This window comes from Amycolatopsis sp. NPDC102389 (assembly GCF_044765885.1).
In the GTDB taxonomy this organism is placed as follows: domain Bacteria; phylum Actinomycetota; class Actinomycetes; order Mycobacteriales; family Pseudonocardiaceae; genus Amycolatopsis.
Genome location: NZ_JBIWKX010000053.1, coordinates 23,846 through 39,171, shown reverse-complemented (window position 1 = coordinate 39,171; position 15,326 = coordinate 23,846). Strand labels below are relative to the sequence as shown.

Genomic DNA, 15,326 nt, shown 5'->3' with positions numbered 1-15,326 from the left:
ACGCCCCTACCGTTCACCTCCAACGTGCCAACGGCGGTCACGAACGCGGAGGAACACCCATGTACACCAAGGACGGCGAGAGCTACTTCATCGTGGACGCGCACGTCGCGCTCTGGGACGCCCGGCCGGAGAACCAGGCCAACATCCACGGCAAACAGTTCATCGACTGCTTCTACGACTACCACCGCAACCTCAGCCCGGAATCCGAACTGTGGTCCTACGAGGAATACCTCTACTACGGCGGCACACGCCTGATGAAGGACCTCTTCCAAGACGGCTACGTCGACCACGCCATCTTCCAGCCCGCCCACCTCGGCGCCTTCTACAAGAACGGCTTCGGCCAGACCGAAGAAGCCTTCGCCCTCACCCAACAACACCCGGACAAACTCACCTACAACCACTGCTTCGACCCACGCCTCGAACAAGCAGGCCTCGACCAGCTACGCCGCGACGCCGAACGCTTCGGCCTCAAAGGCGTCAAGCTCTACACCGCGGAATGGCAGGGCGACTCCCGCGGCTACAAACTCGACGACCCCTGGTGCCGCCGGTACCTGGAAGCCTGCCTCGAACTCGGCATCCGCAACATCCACATCCACAAGGGCCCGACCATCCGCCCACTCGACCGGGACGCCTTCGACGTCGCCGACGTCGACAAGGTCGCCACCGACTACACCGACCTCAACTTCGTCGTCGAACACTGCGGACTCCCCCGGCTCGAAGACTTCTGCTGGATCGCCACCCAGGAACCCAACGTCCACGCCGGTCTCGCCGTCGCGATGCCGTTCATCCACACCCGCCCGCGCTACTTCGCCCAGATCATCGGCGAACTGCTCTACTGGCTCGACGAAGACCGCATCCAGTTCTCCAGCGACTACGCGCTCTGGACCCCGAAATGGCTCGTCGAACGGTTCGTCGACTTCCAGATCCCGGAAGACATGACCGAATACGCGCCGCTGACGACCGACCAGAAACGCAAGATCCTCGGCCTCAACGCCGCCGCGATGTACGACCTCCCGGTGCCCGAAGAACTCCAGGTCCGGCGCATCGAAACCCAAGCCGTCTCGGTGGCCTGACATGCGCGAACACGACGCCTACACCGCACTCCACGCCGTCTTCGACCCCGAACTCGACGAACCGATCACCGACCTCGGCTTCGTCCGCTCCCTCGCCGTCGAAGGAACGGAGGTCACCGTCCACCTGAGGCTCCCGACGTCGTTCTGTTCACCGAACTTCGCCTACCTCATGGCCTCCGACGCCAAAGACGTCCTCACCGCGCTCGACTGGACCGAGCGGGTCCACGTCGTTCTCGACGACCACCACGACTCCGACCTGATCAACCGCGGCCTCGCCGCCGACGCCGGCTACCGCGGCACGTTCGGCGACGAAGCCGAACAGGACCTCGACGAACTCAGGCTCACCTTCCGCCGCAAAGCCCACACCGCGGCCATGGAACGCGCCCTCACCCGGCTCCTGCGCGAAAGCCGGGAACTGACCGAGGACCGGCTCCACGACATCACCCTCGCCGACCTCCCCGACCACCGCACCACCCACGCACTCCTGCGACGACGAGCAGCCCTCGGGCTCGACACCGCACCCGAGGCACCGGCGCTGGTCGACGACCACGGAAAGCCTTACCCCCGCGAAGAAGTCCCCCTACGACTGCGCTTCGCCCGATCCGTCCGCATCTCGATCGACGGCAACGCCCACTTCTGCCGCGGCCTGCTGCGCACCCGCTACCCGGAATCCGCCGCCGACCAGGCACCACGCAACCAGGAGGTCCACGCATCGTGAAAGCGATCCAGGTCATCGGTTACCACGAAAAGCTCCAGCTGACCGAGGTCGCCGAACCCGAACCCACCGGCCCCTACGACGTCATCGTCCGCATCGGCGGCGCCGGCGTCTGCCGCACCGACCTTCACATCCTCGAAGGCCAATGGGCCGGGAAATCCGGCGTCACCCTCCCGTACACGATCGGCCACGAGAACGCCGGCTGGGTACACGCCGTCGGCAGCGCGGTGACGAACGTGGCCGAAGGCGACAAGGTCATCGTCCACCCCCTCATCACCTGCGGCCTCTGCCGCGCCTGCCGCTCCGGCGACGACGTCCACTGCGCCCAGTCGCAGTTCCCCGGCATCGACACCGCGGGCGGCTACGCCGAATACCTCAAGACCTCCGCCCGCAGCGTCGTCAAGATCGACGACTCCCTCGAACCCGCCGACGTCGCCGCCCTCGCCGACGCGGGCCTCACCGCCTACCACGCCGCGGCGAAAGCCGCCCGCAGGCTCCGGCCCGGCGACCGCTGCGTCGTCATCGGCGCCGGCGGCCTCGGCCACATCGGCATCCAGGTACTCAAAGCCCTCACCGCCGCCGAACTCGTCGTCGTCGACCGCAATCCCGACGCCGTCGAACTCGCCGTCACCATCGGCGCCGACCACGGCGTCATCGCCGACGGCACCCAGATCGACCAAGTGCTCGCCCTCACCGGCGGCGAAGGCGCCGAAACCGTCATCGACTTCGTCGGCGAAGGCGGCGCCACCAAAGACGGCCTCGCCATGCTTCGCCGCGCGGGCGACTACCACGTCGTCGGCTACGGCGAAAACATCGACGTCCCCACCATCGACGTCATCTCCACCGAGATCAATCTGATCGGCAACCTCGTCGGCTCCTACACCGACCTCTGCGAACTCATGGTCCTCGCCGCCCAAGGCCGCGTGAAACTCCACACCGCGCGCTACCCGCTCGAAGAGTTCCAAACCGCGCTCGACGACCTCGACGCCGGACGCATCCGCGGACGGGCGATCCTCGTCCCCTAGGTGGGCCGAAGGCTCCCTTCACCGCATCTGATGCGGTGAAGGGAGCCTTCGCCTGGAGTCTTTGCTGAGTTTGATCATTGGCTTGAAGTTGATCTTGCTGATCGCCGGGCTGAATAGGTCGTTATACACTTTGAATTGAGCAAGTCAGTCCGACTGGGCCTGGCGACGCCGGTAGGCGCGCTGCTGACAGGCCCGCGAGCAGTAGTCCCGAGGCCTGCCCCGCCCTCCCCCGTCCAGTGCCTTGCCACAGACGACGCACTCCCCTCCCCCGGTTTCGTCACTGATTACCTCACTCCCCTGGCTTTCGATGAGCGCCTGGACACCGTCCAGGGTCCGCTGCAGCCCGAATTCGAAGGCGTCGAGCGAAGCGTCCATTCCCCCGGCCTTCCACAGCCGCTCCAGCGCCGGATAGGCATCCAGACGCTCGAAGAGCGACTCGCGTTCGCTCCACCAGCGCTCGTGGGACACCCCTGTGCTTCGCTGGAGTTCGGCGGCCTCCCCCGCCTGACGCGCGGCCGACTCGACGAATCCGCCCACCAGGTTCACCACCGCGATCACTTGCGCCGGCGCCAGACCGCTCCGCGAGGCCACCTCCAGCGCTTGGTCGTAGCCGGCCATGATGTTCGGCCCCGGCAGGCGGCGGGTCCCGGCGCTGTGGACCAGCCATGGGTGCCGGCGGTACCTCTCCCGGGCCCGCCGCGCCCAGTGTTCGAGACCCGCTCGCCAGTCGAGCCCGTCCGAGGGCCCCATCGGGAACTCGCCGTACACCGCGTCGCGCATGAGTTCCACCAGTTCCGCCTTGCCGGGGACGTACCGGTAGAGCGACATGGTGGTGGTGCCGAACCGTTCCGCGACCTTGCGCATCGACAGCGAGGCGAGCCCTTCGGCGTCCGCGACTTCGACGGCCGCCGCGACGATCCGGCCGAGGCTCAAGCCGGGCCGCTCGGGCTCGGACGTTCCCCACAGCAGCTCGATCGCGCGCTCCGGATCCGGCTGCGCGTCGTCTTCCGCCACCCGCTACTCCCTTGACGCTCTTCGCTCGTTCGTGTTTAGCTGATAAACCTCAGTATATCCCATAAACTTCTCCACAGGAGCGCTTCAGCATGCCCGAAAACGGGTTCTTCGTATCCCCCGACGGCAGAGACGACGGGCCCGGCACCGCCGACCAGCCCTTTGCCACCCCGAAAGGCGCACAAAAGGCCGCCCGCGCCGTCACCACCGGAATGACCGGAGATGTCATCGTCACCTTCACGGCAGGCGTCCACCGCCTCGAAGAACCACTCACCTTCGAGGACACCGCAGGCGATTCCGGCATGAACGGCTTCCGTGTGATCTACCAGGCGCACGGCTACGGAACAGCCAGCCAAGCGAAGGTCGAACTGAGCGGCGGCCGCGAGATCACCGGCTGGACAACCGGCGACGACGGCATCTGGACCGCGCCGATCGGCGACCTGGCGCCACGACGGCTCACCGTCGACGGCCGGGCCGTGGCGCGAGCGGCCCGCACCGTCGGACTCCCGGGGAACGTGACGAAAATAGCTACTGGTTACGTCACGGACAGCACGGAGCCTCAGTCATGGCCGGATCCGGCCGGAATGGAGTTCGTGTACCCGGGCGTCTACCCGTGGTCCGAAGCCCGGCTCGCGGTCGCGTCGATCTCCGGTGATGCCTCCTCGACCACGATCACCATCGTTCAGCCCGCCTTCGACAACGCCAAGTCCCTCTACGACGCCAAGTGGTACGGCGCCGGCGGCGACGGCACCTGGGATGGCCTCGCCGCACCGTCCGTACTCGAGAACAACGTGGCCTTCTTGACCGAGCCGGGCACCTTCGCCGTCAGCCGAACCGACACGGGCGACCACGTCCTGCACTACCGTCCACGTCCCGGCGAGGAGATCGGCAAGACCAGCGTCGTCGCTCCGGTGCTCGAAGCGCTCATCAGCGGACGGGGTGTGCACGACCTCGTGCTGCGCGGCTTCACCTTCACCGACGCGGCCTGGTCCGGACCCGCCCGCACCGGCGGTTACCTGCACTATCACGGCAACGCACGCCACGAACAGGGCGGCTTCCAGAAGATCGACCTCGGCGCGGACGTGGGCTATGTCCACGTGCCCGCGGAGCCGGTCCAGCTGCCCGCCAACGTCAGCCTTGCGTCGGTCGGCCGGGTCTCCTTGGAGGGCAACCACTTCACTCGGCTCGGTGCCGGAGGTCTCCTGATCGAGGACAGCACCGATGTGGAAGTCCGGGCGAGCGTCTTCGACGAGATCTCGGGCAGCGGGATCGCGGTCCACACGAGCACCCGGGTCTCCGTCGAGGACAACCTCGTCCACCACATCGGCACCGAGTACCGCGGCTCGCCCGCCGTCCTGGTCGTCGAGTCCGCGGAGACCGCCGTAGCGCACAACGAGATCCACGACGTCCCGCACAACGGCATCGTGATCACCGGCGGCGAGCGCGCCAAGGGCACGCAGGTGATCTCGAACCTCGTCGAGCGCAGCATGGGGAAGCTGATGGACGGCGGCGGGATCTACCTTTCGGGACCGCAGGGCTCGTCGTTCGCCGGCGGGGCGATGGTCCGCGGCAACGTCATCCGCGACGTCCTCACCTCGTACAACTTCGGCCTCTACGCCGATTACGGCGCGGCGTGGATCACCGTCCTCGGCAACATCGTCCACCGGGCCGACACCCCGATCGTGCTCCAGGTGGGTCCGCCGATGGAGAACGTCGCCTTCGTCGGCAACTTCTGGGACGCCCTGCCCGACACCTACGACACCCCGCCCGAGACGGTGACCGTGGCCGGGAACACGGTGCTGCCCAAGGAGAGTTTCGACGATGCCGTGCGAGCGGACCCGGCCGGCGCCGACATCCTCGCGCGGGCCGGACGCCGGGGTCTGGAACGATGATCACCGCTCCTGCCGGACGCGAGTCCGGCAGGAGCCGCTCCGGCCACGATTCCCGAGGAGACCACGCGCGATGCCGACCCAGTCCACGGAAGCCCCCGGGACCCGCCGACGTCTCGCGCGGATCGCGACCGAGGTGCTCGCTCCTTGGGTCTGGGTGCTCGGCCTCCCGCTGATCGTCGCCTGGAAGGTCACGGGATACCACCTCGGCGAGACGGTGCTCTGGGGTCTCGTCGTCGGCGTCACCGGCTCGCTGATCCCGATGGCCGTGATCGTGCGCGGCGCCCGGAAGGGCAAGTGGGACAGCCACCATGTCACCGATCGAGCCGGACGGCTCGTCCCGTTCGCGGTCTGCATCGGCTCGCTGACCGCCGGATTCGTCGTCCTGATCGCCGGCGGTGCCCCACACCAGATGATCGCGCTCGCGGCCGCCGAGCTCGTCTGCCTGGTCGCCGCGCTCGCGATCACCTTCGGCCTTGAGTTCAAGATCTCGATGCACGCGATGGTGGCGGCGGGCGCGGCCGTGATGCTGATCCGCGTCTACGGCCCTTGGCTCGCCCTGGTCTTCCTCGGCGTCGGATGGGTCTGCTGGTCCCGCGTGGAACTCGGTGATCACACCAAAGCCGAGGTCACGGCCGGAATGGCTGCCGGTGTCGTCCTCGGCGGTGGTGTCTATCTGTTGCTCGACGCGGTTTTGGCCTGAGCCACACCGTATAGGTCGTTATACAGTTTGCTGAGCCGCTTGATGCCTTGGGCGAGTTCGGCGACGACTCCCCGTTCCCTCGCCGTGCGGGCGACCGCGTTCGCGTCACCCCCCCGCCGGTAGTCGCACCCACAGGCGCAGCCCGCCCTCGGGAAGCAGCGCGATAGTCCACTCAGGACACTCCCCCGCCAGCGCCGCGGCCGCCTTTCCGCACGTGACGTTCCCAGGACGGCGTACTGAGCGGGTCAGGCCCCGGCGAGGCCGCGGCGCTTCAGCAACGGCTCGATCTCCGGGTCACGGCCGCGGAACGCGCGGAAGGCGCCCATCGGGTCCACGCTGCCGCCCCGCCCGAGCAGCTCGCGGCGGAAGTGGTCGCCGTTCTCCCTGGTGAGCCCACCGTTCTCGCGGAACCACTGGACGGTGTCGGCGTCGAGGACCTCGCTCCAGATGTAGGAGTAGTACCCGGCGCTGTAGCCGCCGCTGAAGATATGCGCGAAGTAGGTGGTGCGGTAGCGCGGCGGCACGGCTTCCAGCGCGACACCGGCCTTCGTCAGCGCCTCGGCCTCGAACCGCTGGACGTCGTCGACGTGGTCTTCGGTGCCGAGCGCGTGCCACGCCTGGTCGAGGAGGGACGCCGCGAGGTATTCGGTGGTGGAGAAGCCTTCGCCGTATTGCTGCGATGCCAGGAGCTTGTCGATCTGCTCCTGCGGCAGCGGCTCGCCGGTCACGTGGTGCTTGGCGTAGTTGGCCAGGACCTCGGGCCACAGCATCCACATCTCGTTGACCTGCGAGGGGTACTCGACGAAGTCCCGCGGGACATTGGTGCCGGAGAACATCGGGTACTCGACGTCGGACAGCAGCGAGTGCAGCGCGTGGCCGAACTCGTGGAACGCGGTGACGACCTCGTCGAAGGTCAGCAGGGTCGGCTCACCCGCCGGCGGTTTGGCGACGTTGAGCACGTTCACCACGACCGTCTTCGTGCCCAGGAGTTTCGTCTGGTCGACGAAGTTGTTCATCCAGGCGCCACCACGCTTCGAGTCGCGGGCGTAGTAGTCGAGCAGGAACAGGCCGAGCTCCGAGCCATCGGCGTCGAAGACCTCGAAGATCCGGACCTCGGGGTGGTACTTCGGCAGGTCTTCCCGCTCGGTGAAGCTCAGGCCGTACAGCTTCGACGCGGCGAAGAAGACGCCGTCGGTCAGCACCCGGTTCAGCTCGAAGTACGGGCGCAGTGCCGCGGTGTCGACCTCGAACCGGTCCTTGCGCACGCGCTCGGCGTAGAACGCCCAGTCCCACGGCCGGAGGACCGCGCCGGGGATGTCGGCTTCGAGGTAGCGCTGCAGCTCTTCGGCCTCCGCCTTGGCATTGGCGACCGCGACCGGCGCGAGGCGCTCCAGAAGCCCGACAGCGGCCTGAGCGGTCTTCGCGGTCTCGTCCTCGATGACGTACGACGCGTGGTCGGGGAAGCCGAGCACGGCGGCCCGCTCGGCACGCAGGCGGACCAGTTCGGCCACGACCTCGTTGTTGTCGGACTCGTTGCCCCGGTTGCCGCGGGAGACCGACGCGGTGAAGATCCGCTCACGCAAGGCGCGGTCCTCCAGCGAGGCCAACGCCGCCTGCGCCGTCGGCAAGGTCAGCTTGAGGACGTATTTGCCTTCTTCGCCGGCGGTTTCGGCGGCCGTGGCGATCTCGTCCTCGCCCAGTCCCGCGAGCTCAGCGACGTCGTCGACCACCACGGCGAGTTCGTTGGTGTCCTTGAGCAGGTTCTGCTGGAAGCGGGTCGAGAGCGTCGAAAGCTGCTCGTTCAACTCGCGCAGGCGCTTCTGGTCGGCCTCGGGCAGCCCGGCGCCCGCGCGGCGCACGTCGGTGTGGTGACGTTCCAGGAGACGGAGCGACTCGGTGTCGAGGCCGAGTTCGTCCTTGCGCTCGAACAGGGAGTTGATCCTGGCGAACAACGCCGGGTTCAGGTTGACGGCGTCGGCGTGCGCGGCCAGACGCGGCGCCATTTCGGCCTGCACGCGCTGGATCTCGTCGTTCGCGTTCGACCCGGCGAGGTTGAAGAACACGCTGGAGACGCGGGACAGCAGCCTTCCGGACTTCTCGAGCGCGACGATGGTGTTCTCGAAGGTCGGCGGCTCGGCCGAGCCGGCGATCTCCTCGATCTCGGCGGCGTGCTCGGCCAGCCCCGCTTCGAAGGCGGGAAGGAAGTGTTCGTCGGCGATCCGGTCGAACGGAGGAAGGGCGTAGGGCAGCTCACTCGGCGCGGCGAACGGGTTGTCCTGCGAAATCATCGGTGTTGCTCCCGGGTCGTCGAATCTGCTGTTCAGGCCACCTTACGGGCAGTGAGGGGCCGGTGGATGCCGTCCGTGGCGTGACACCGCGGACGAGAAGTGGTCACGCTCCGGTGGTACCGCCCACCACCGCGTCGGAGCTCTGTTTTCCCTTGCCACGCTTGGCTTTGGCCTTGGGGGGCGGTGGTGCGATCCCCGCGAGGTCGCCGCCGTTGTCGTTGACGCGCAACACGAACGGACGAGTCTCGGTGTAGCGGACGACCGAAACCGACGCCGGATCGACCACGATCCGCTGAAAGGAATCGAGATGCTGACCGAGCGCGTCGGCGAGGATCGCCTTGATCACATCGCCGTGGCTGCACAAGAGCCAGACGGCGTGTTCGCCGTACTTCTCGGTGATCCGGGCGTCGTGCGCGCGAACGGCCGCGACCGACCGGGCCTGCATTTCGGCGAGCCCTTCGCCGCCGGGGAAGACCGCGGCCGACGGATGCGCCTGCACGACCCGCCAGAGGGGTTCCTTGAAGAGATCCTTGAGCGCGCGCCCGGTCCATTCGCCGTAGTCCACTTCGGACAAACCGGGCTCTTTGACCTTGTCCAGACCGCGTGCCTCGGCCAGCTTCGCGACCGTCTGGCGGCAGCGGAGCATCGGCGAGACCACCAGCTCCGCGAGCGGGACCGGCGCCAGGCGCTCAACGAGCGCGGCGGCCTGCGCCCGGCCGGTGTCGTCCAGGCCGACCTTGGGCGTGCGCCCGGCCAGGACGCCCGAACCGTTCGCCGTGGACTTGCCGTGGCGCAGAAGGATCACAGTACTCACGTGGCCCACCCTACGTGTCGTGCTTTGCCCGGCACCCGCATTTCGTCCTCTGGATGCGGTACTTGCGCGTGCAAGGACCGCATCCAGAGGACTGAACGCGAGGGGGGTTACAGGTGCGGGCCCGCGCCGGGGTCCAGGACGCCGGCGAAGATCAGCACGAACAGCAGGACACCGAGCACGAGCCGGTAGATCACGAACGGCACGAAGCTCTTGGTCTTGATGTAGGACATCAGCCACGCGATGACGGCGTACCCGACGCCGAACGCGACCAGCGTCGCCAGGATCGTCGGCCCCCACTGCGCCGGGGCGCCGTCCTTGCCGATGTCGGTCAGCTTGTACAGGCCCGAGCCGAACACCGCGGGCAGGGCCAGCAGGAACGAATACTCCGCCGCCTCCGCGCGGGTGTAGCCGAGCAGCAGCCCGGCGCTGGTGGTGCCACCGGAGCGCGACACACCAGGGATCAGCGCCAGCGCCTGAGCGAACCCGAACCCGAGGCCGTGCGGCACGGTCAGGTGGTCGAGGGTGCGCTCCTGCTTCCCGATACGGTCGGCCACCAGCAGGATCAGGCCGAACACGATCAGCGTGGTCGCGGTGATCCGAAGGTCACGGAAGGTTTCGTCGATGGCGTCCTGCAACAGCAGGCCCAGCACCACGATCGGCAGCGAGCCGACGATGATCAGCCAGCCCAGCCGGGCGTCCGGGTCCTGCCGCCAGTCCTTCTTGTAGATCGAGAAGAACCAGGCGCGGAGGATCTTCCCGATCTTGCTCGAGAAGTACAGGATGACCGCGAGTTCCGTGCCGATCTGGGTCACCGCGGTGAACGCGGCGCCCGGGTCGTCCCAGCCGGCGAGCGCCGCGGTGATCCGCAGGTGCGCGCTGGACGAGATCGGCAGGAACTCGGTGAGGCCCTGGACGAGCCCGAGGACCAGTGCTTCGAACCATCCCATCAGGCGACACCGGCCGATTCGATCGCTTCGGCCGCGATCTCGAGGGCGTGCGCGGAGCCCTCCGGATCCGGCATGGACGGCGCGACCGTCAGCGTCGTGACGCCGGACTCGGCGAAGGCCCGCATCCGGTCGGCGATGCGCTCCTTGGGGCCCAGCAGCGACGTCGCGTCGATGAACTCCAGCGGAACCGCCGCCATGGCGCCCACGTAGTCCTTACCCAGGTACTTCTGCTGAACGTCGGCCGCTTCGCGCTCGAAACCCATCCGGCAGGCGAGCTGGTTGTAGAAGTTCTTCTCCCGGCTGCCCATCCCGCCGATGTACAGCGCCGCGTACCCGCGCACGGCGTCGGCGCAGGCCTTCCAGTCGTCACCGACCACGAGCGGGACGGCGGGGACGACGTCGAAGCCGTCGAGGGAGCGCTCGGCCTTGTCCGCCCCGGCCTGGATCAGCTTCAGCTGCTCACCGGCGTGCTCTGGCGAGTAGAACACCGGCAGCCAGCCGTTCGCGATCTCGCCGGTCAATTCGAGGTTCTTCGGGCCGATGGCGGCCAGGTACACGGGGATCTCTTCGCGCACGGGGTGCACGGTCAAGGTCAGCGCCTTGCCGGGCCCGTCGGGCAGCGGCAGCTGGAAGTGGTCGCCGTCGTACCGGACCCGGTCGCGGCTCAGCGCCTTGCGGACGATTTCGACGTATTCCCGAGTGCGGCCCAGCGGCGACGCGAACTTCACGCCGTGCCAGCCCTCGGAGACCTGCGGGCCGGAAACACCGAGGCCGAGGCGGAACCGGCCGCCGGAAAGCGTGTCCAGGGTCGCGGCGGTCATCGCGGTCATCGCCGGTGTCCGCGCGGGGATCTGGAGCACCGCGCTGCCCACGTCGATCCGTGAGGTCTGCGCCGCCACCCATGAGAGCACTGTCGGCGCGTCCGACCCGTAGGCCTCCGCGGCCCAGACGACCGCGTAGTCCAGTTCGTCCGCCTTCTTCGCCAATGCCAGGTTGGCCGCGTCGTTCCCCGCGCCCCAATAGCCCAAGTTCAGTCCGAGTCGCACGGCGTGAATGTATCCATCGGAGTGTCACTCCTCCGTTCAGGGTGTTGACACGCGATGACCCGCGCGGTGGTACTCGATCACGACACGCTCACCTGCTCCGCGTCCCGCACTTGCCTTCCGGCTAGGCTCGCCCGTCGTGGAAAAGCGACAGCTCGGCCGGTCGGGACTTCGGGTCTCGCGAATGGCCCTCGGGACCATGACGTGGGGTGGCGACACCGACTCGGAGGAGGCGGCCAGCCAGCTGGTCGCGTTCGTCGACGCCGGGGGCACCCTGGTCGACACCGCCGACATCTACGGCGAGGGAGAGAGCGAACGCGTCCTCGGCGCGCTGCTCGGTGACCTGGTCCCCCGCGACGACATCGTGCTCGCCACCAAGGCCGTCGCCCGCCGCACCGACGGCCCGTTCGGCGGCGGAGCCTCGCGCGGTGCCCTGCTCAGCGCGCTCGACGGCTCGCTGCGGCGGCTCGGCACCGACCACATCGACCTGTGGCAGCTGCACGCCTGGGACACCACCGTGCCGGTCGACGAGACCCTCGGCGCCCTCGAATACGCCGTGACCAGCGGCAAAGCCCGCTACGTCGGCGTCTCCAACTACTCGGGCTGGCAGCTGGCGACCGCCGCCGCCCGCAGTTCCGCCGTCGCTCCGCTGGTCTCGACGCAGGTCGAGTACTCGCTGCTGGAGCGCGGCATCGATCGCGAGGTCGTCCCGGCGGCGGAGCATCACGGCATCGGGCTCCTGCCCTGGGCGCCGCTCGGCCGGGGTGTGCTCACCGGCAAGTACCGCACCGGGACCCCCGCCGATTCGCGCGGCGCGTCGAGCGTTTTCGCGGGTTATGTCGAACATCACCGGACCGATCGCGCGGCCAGGATCGTGCAGGCGGTCGCGACGGCCGCGGACGGCCTCGGGACCTCGCCGCTGGCCGTCGCGCTGGCCTGGGTCCGCGACCGGCCCGGAGTGGTCGCGCCCGTGGTCGGAGCCCGTGACACCGGGCAGCTGACCGGTTCGCTCACGGCCGAGGACATCACGCTCCCGCCCGCCATCCGATCCGCGCTCGACGACGTCAGCGCGATCGAGGTCGGGTACCCGGAACGCGGCCTCTGAGCCGTCTCGAATAGTGGATTAGGTGACTGTTGGGTGACGCGGACGTGACGTGGTGGAGTTCCTGGAGGATGCTGGACAGGTCCGTCCGACGATTAGCAGGTGGAGGCACCAAGGTGGGTCGGCTGTCCGCCGTTTCCCGGATCGCGATCCCGCTCGCCGGTGTCCTGGTGCTCTCGTCCTGCAGTACGGACGACACGCCGAACGACTCCTTGCAGATCGTGCAGAACCCCGTCGCGGCGACCGCGGCGGTCTCCCCCGCGGTGACGATCAAACCCGCTGGTTCGGTGTTCGCGGTGCCGGGCGTGAAGGCTCTGGCGACCGATCAGGCGAGCAAGACGCTGGTCGTCGCCGTTTCGGAGCCGCCCTCGCTGCGTATCTACGATCTCGCTGCCCTGGACGCCCCCAAGACGACCGTGGCCTTGCCCGGTCCGGCCGAGCGGCTCACGGTCTCCGGCTCCCAGGTACTCGCCAGCGTTCCGGGCAAGAGCCTGCTGGCGAAGGTCTCCCTGCCCGGTGGCGCGCTGGAGACGGTCCCGATCGCGGGGCAGCCGTCGGCCGGTCTCGCCGACGGCGACGCGACGCTGGTCTCGGTCCGGGACCGCAAGGCTGTGGAGGTGCTGTCGAAGAACGCGGGACCGAAGACCATCACCGGCCAGATCTACAGCGCCGACGACGTGCTGAACACCGGTGACGGCGTGGTCGTGCTCGACAAGCTCCGCACCGCCCTGTTCGCCGTCGACCTCACCGAGGGCAAGATCGGTGAGGGTCTGCGCGCCGGCGACGGCGCGGCCAACGCCGTCACCGACGATCTCGGCCGCGTCTTCGTCACCGATGCGCGCGCGGGCGCGCTGCTGGCGTTCTCCACGACGCCACTGCTGCTGCGCCAGCGTTATCCCGTTCCCGGCGGGGCGTACGGCATCGCCTACGACCGCACCCGCGGCCTCGCCTGGGTCACGCTCACCGAACGCAACGAGGTCGTCGGTTTCGACGTCCGCGGTGGAGAGCCGATCGAGAAGCACCGGTTCCCCACCGTGCGGCAGCCAGATTCGGTCACCGTCGACGAGCAGGGCGGCCGCGTGGTCGTCGGCTCGGCCATCGGAGAAGGGATCCAGGTGATCACGCCATGACAGTGGTGGACGAGGCGGTGGTCGAAGGGGATTGGGAGTACCGGCGGCTGCAGCTGCCTCCCGGTGTTTCCCGGCGGGCGGCGGCGACGCAGCTGTCGATCCACGCCGAGTTCGCCGGTTGGGAGCTTTCGACCGTCCGGCTCTACTCGGACGGGACCAGGAGGGTGTGGTTGCGCCGCAAGCGCACCGCCACTCCCCTGCCCGGCCTCATCACCTGAGGGCTGAAGGGCGCTTTCAGCTCTTGAACACCCGGCCGAGCCAGTCGGCCCAGAGCCTGTCCTGTTCCGCGGGATCGACGTCGCCGAACAGGTGATGCATCGCGACCATCGGCCCGGCGAACCCTCGCACGAAGCGCAGGAACGCGTCCGCGGTCCGGATGCCGACCGTCTGCGCGTTCGCCAGATAGACCTCACCGTCCACAGTGGACACGGAGCCGGTGGAAAGCCGCACCCGGTCCCCCGTTCCCGGCCGCCCGGCGAGGCCGAGCTCCCGGCCCAGCGTCAGCCAGGCGCTGTCCCAGTCCCCGATCATCGGCCCGAACACCGTCACCGGCACGGCCTTCCGGCCGGCGAAACGGTTGAGGTATTCGACGAGGGTGCGGAAGAACAGCTCGCCACCGGCGGTCATCGCCTCGAACTCGTCTTCCCAGTCGTCGCCGGGCAGGAAGCCGCTCGTCACGGTCCGCAGCACGGTGCTGCCGCCGGAGCGGCCTTCGATGAGGAACTCGTAGGCGACGAACCGGCCGTCCGGAGCGGGTTCCGTGCCGTAGACGAGCCGCTCCAGCGGATCCCACGAGGTGATCGCCGACGTGGGTTCGTAGCCGCCGAACGCGGTCTTCACGGTTCCGCCGACGCCTCCGTCGACCTCGTTGCGTCCCATGAACCACGACGTGATCCCCGGACCGGTCGCGATGGCGTCCCAGACCTGTTCGGGCGTCGCGTCGACCTCGAGGCGGTCGGTGATCTCGAATTCGTGGCCCACTCAGCGCTCCTCGGGCTCGGTTTTGACGCTCGGATGGACGGCGACGACGATCCGGTGGTCGCGGCCCTGTTCGGCGCCCTCATCGTGGTATTTGCTCACCAGATTCGTGATCGCGACGGTGAGTTCTTCGGCGAAGGCGGCCCTGTCCGCGGCGGACGAGAACCGCACCTCGCCGTCGATCGCGAAGGTCGCGACCCGTTTGCGCGCCTTGGTCGCACCGGTGATCAGCAGGCCGACGTCGCGCACCAGCCTGCCGGCCACGGCGAGCAGCCAGCGCGCGGACAGGCGGTCCGGCGACTGCGCCGGATCGGGCTGCACGGCCGAGAGTGCCGTCGGCGAGATGACGTATGAGGACGCCGTCGCGCGCATCATGCGCTCGGTGACGTTGCCCTTCCGCCGCTCCTCGACGAGCTCGACCAGCCCGTGCTTCTCCAGCGCGCGAAGATGGTAGTTCACCTTCTGTCTCGGCAGATCCACCCGCGCGGCCAGCATCGTGGCCGACGCCGGCTCGGCGAGTTCGGCGAGCAGCCTGGCCCGGACCGGATCCAGCGACACTTCGGCCGCTTCCGCGTCCTCGATCACCGCAACGGAGAACATGCCAAGAA

General features: G+C 68.4%; 15 protein-coding genes. 8 read left to right on the top strand and 7 right to left on the bottom strand.

Annotated features, from left to right (window positions below; genetic code table 11):
* The first annotated feature begins 59 nt into the window (after nucleotides 1-59).
* From ACIRGA_RS32340 to ACIRGA_RS32330, 3 genes are read left to right on the top strand one after another with little or no spacing between them, the layout of a single operon-like run.
* Entirely contained in the window at nucleotides 60-1,073 is a 1,014-nt protein-coding gene (locus ACIRGA_RS32340; protein ID WP_400948259.1) for an amidohydrolase family protein, read from the top strand.
* Between the two features lies 1 nt (nucleotide 1,074).
* Nucleotides 1,075-1,791: an iron-sulfur cluster assembly protein gene (locus ACIRGA_RS32335; RefSeq protein ID WP_400948256.1), complete on the top strand. Its 717-nt coding sequence runs from the start codon at nucleotides 1,075-1,077 to the stop codon at nucleotides 1,789-1,791.
* Nucleotides 1,788-2,813 carry an NAD(P)-dependent alcohol dehydrogenase gene (locus ACIRGA_RS32330; RefSeq protein WP_400948252.1) on the top strand — a complete coding sequence of 342 codons (1,026 nt, stop codon included), beginning with the start codon at nucleotides 1,788-1,790 and terminating at the stop codon, nucleotides 2,811-2,813. Before ACIRGA_RS32335 ends, ACIRGA_RS32330 begins: the two co-directional genes overlap by 4 nt.
* A gap of 144 nt (nucleotides 2,814-2,957) precedes the next feature.
* Here the strand turns inward: ACIRGA_RS32330 and ACIRGA_RS32325 are convergent, their stop codons facing one another.
* Entirely contained in the window at nucleotides 2,958-3,827 is an 870-nt protein-coding gene (locus ACIRGA_RS32325) for a TetR/AcrR family transcriptional regulator C-terminal domain-containing protein (protein WP_400948249.1), read from the bottom strand.
* A gap of 89 nt (nucleotides 3,828-3,916) precedes the next feature.
* On the opposite strand from ACIRGA_RS32325, the gene ACIRGA_RS32320 reads away from it, so the two are divergent.
* Both ACIRGA_RS32320 and ACIRGA_RS32315 read left to right on the top strand, forming a co-directional pair.
* On the top strand, nucleotides 3,917-5,716 hold the full coding sequence (locus ACIRGA_RS32320) for a right-handed parallel beta-helix repeat-containing protein (RefSeq protein ID WP_400948246.1): 1,800 nt from the start codon (nucleotides 3,917-3,919) through the stop codon (nucleotides 5,714-5,716).
* A gap of 70 nt (nucleotides 5,717-5,786) precedes the next feature.
* Nucleotides 5,787-6,416, top strand: coding sequence for a hypothetical protein (locus tag ACIRGA_RS32315; protein WP_400948243.1), 630 nt, complete (start codon nucleotides 5,787-5,789; stop codon nucleotides 6,414-6,416).
* A gap of 245 nt (nucleotides 6,417-6,661) precedes the next feature.
* On the opposite strand, the gene ACIRGA_RS32310 is transcribed toward ACIRGA_RS32315, so the two are convergent.
* The 4 genes from ACIRGA_RS32310 to ACIRGA_RS32295 form a co-directional block, all read right to left on the bottom strand.
* Nucleotides 6,662-8,704, bottom strand: coding sequence for a M3 family metallopeptidase (locus ACIRGA_RS32310; protein WP_400948239.1), 2,043 nt, complete (start codon nucleotides 8,702-8,704; stop codon nucleotides 6,662-6,664).
* 103 nt (nucleotides 8,705-8,807) lie between these two features.
* Nucleotides 8,808-9,518: a histidine phosphatase family protein gene (locus tag ACIRGA_RS32305; protein ID WP_400948236.1), complete on the bottom strand. Its 711-nt coding sequence runs from the start codon at nucleotides 9,516-9,518 to the stop codon at nucleotides 8,808-8,810.
* Between the two features lie 107 nt (nucleotides 9,519-9,625).
* Nucleotides 9,626-10,465 carry an undecaprenyl-diphosphate phosphatase gene (locus tag ACIRGA_RS32300; RefSeq protein ID WP_400948234.1) on the bottom strand — a complete coding sequence of 280 codons (840 nt, stop codon included), beginning with the start codon at nucleotides 10,463-10,465 and terminating at the stop codon, nucleotides 9,626-9,628.
* Nucleotides 10,465-11,511: an LLM class F420-dependent oxidoreductase gene (locus ACIRGA_RS32295; protein WP_400948232.1), complete on the bottom strand. Its 1,047-nt coding sequence runs from the start codon at nucleotides 11,509-11,511 to the stop codon at nucleotides 10,465-10,467. Before ACIRGA_RS32295 ends, ACIRGA_RS32300 begins: the two co-directional genes overlap by 1 nt.
* Before the next feature lie 136 nt (nucleotides 11,512-11,647).
* Between ACIRGA_RS32295 and ACIRGA_RS32290 the strand changes: the two genes are divergently transcribed.
* The 3 genes from ACIRGA_RS32290 (at nucleotide 11,648) to ACIRGA_RS32280 (ending at nucleotide 13,958) form a co-directional block, all read left to right on the top strand.
* Complete coding sequence (locus tag ACIRGA_RS32290; protein ID WP_400948229.1) at nucleotides 11,648-12,613, top strand: aldo/keto reductase; 966 nt, start codon at nucleotides 11,648-11,650, stop codon at nucleotides 12,611-12,613.
* 113 nt (nucleotides 12,614-12,726) lie between these two features.
* Complete coding sequence (locus ACIRGA_RS32285) at nucleotides 12,727-13,740, top strand: YncE family protein (RefSeq protein WP_400948226.1); 1,014 nt, start codon at nucleotides 12,727-12,729, stop codon at nucleotides 13,738-13,740.
* Nucleotides 13,737-13,958, top strand: coding sequence for a DUF5703 family protein (locus ACIRGA_RS32280; RefSeq protein ID WP_016334446.1), 222 nt, complete (start codon nucleotides 13,737-13,739; stop codon nucleotides 13,956-13,958). Before ACIRGA_RS32285 ends, ACIRGA_RS32280 begins: the two co-directional genes overlap by 4 nt.
* 16 nt (nucleotides 13,959-13,974) lie before the next feature.
* Here ACIRGA_RS32280 and ACIRGA_RS32275 read toward each other — a convergent pair whose 3' ends face one another.
* Nucleotides 13,975-14,721, bottom strand: coding sequence for an SRPBCC domain-containing protein (locus tag ACIRGA_RS32275; protein WP_400948223.1), 747 nt, complete (start codon nucleotides 14,719-14,721; stop codon nucleotides 13,975-13,977).
* A complete protein-coding gene (locus tag ACIRGA_RS32270; protein WP_037338277.1) occupies nucleotides 14,722-15,318 on the bottom strand; it encodes a helix-turn-helix domain-containing protein in 597 nt (198 codons plus the stop codon).
* Nucleotides 15,319-15,326: the final 8 nt, after the last annotated feature.

Coding starts and splice junctions, on each gene's coding strand:
- ACIRGA_RS32340 (WP_400948259.1), top strand. CDS start 60: ATGTACACCAAGGACGGCGAGAGCTACTTCATCGTGGACGCGCACGTC.
- ACIRGA_RS32335 (WP_400948256.1), top strand. CDS start 1,075: ATGCGCGAACACGACGCCTACACCGCACTCCACGCCGTCTTCGACCCC.
- ACIRGA_RS32320 (WP_400948246.1), top strand. CDS start 3,917: ATGCCCGAAAACGGGTTCTTCGTATCCCCCGACGGCAGAGACGACGGG.
- ACIRGA_RS32315 (WP_400948243.1), top strand. CDS start 5,787: ATGCCGACCCAGTCCACGGAAGCCCCCGGGACCCGCCGACGTCTCGCG.
- ACIRGA_RS32310 (WP_400948239.1), bottom strand. CDS start 8,704: ATGATTTCGCAGGACAACCCGTTCGCCGCGCCGAGTGAGCTGCCCTAC.
- ACIRGA_RS32300 (WP_400948234.1), bottom strand. CDS start 10,465: ATGGGATGGTTCGAAGCACTGGTCCTCGGGCTCGTCCAGGGCCTCACC.
- ACIRGA_RS32280 (WP_016334446.1), top strand. CDS start 13,737: ATGACAGTGGTGGACGAGGCGGTGGTCGAAGGGGATTGGGAGTACCGG.
- ACIRGA_RS32270 (WP_037338277.1), bottom strand. CDS start 15,318: ATGTTCTCCGTTGCGGTGATCGAGGACGCGGAAGCGGCCGAAGTGTCG.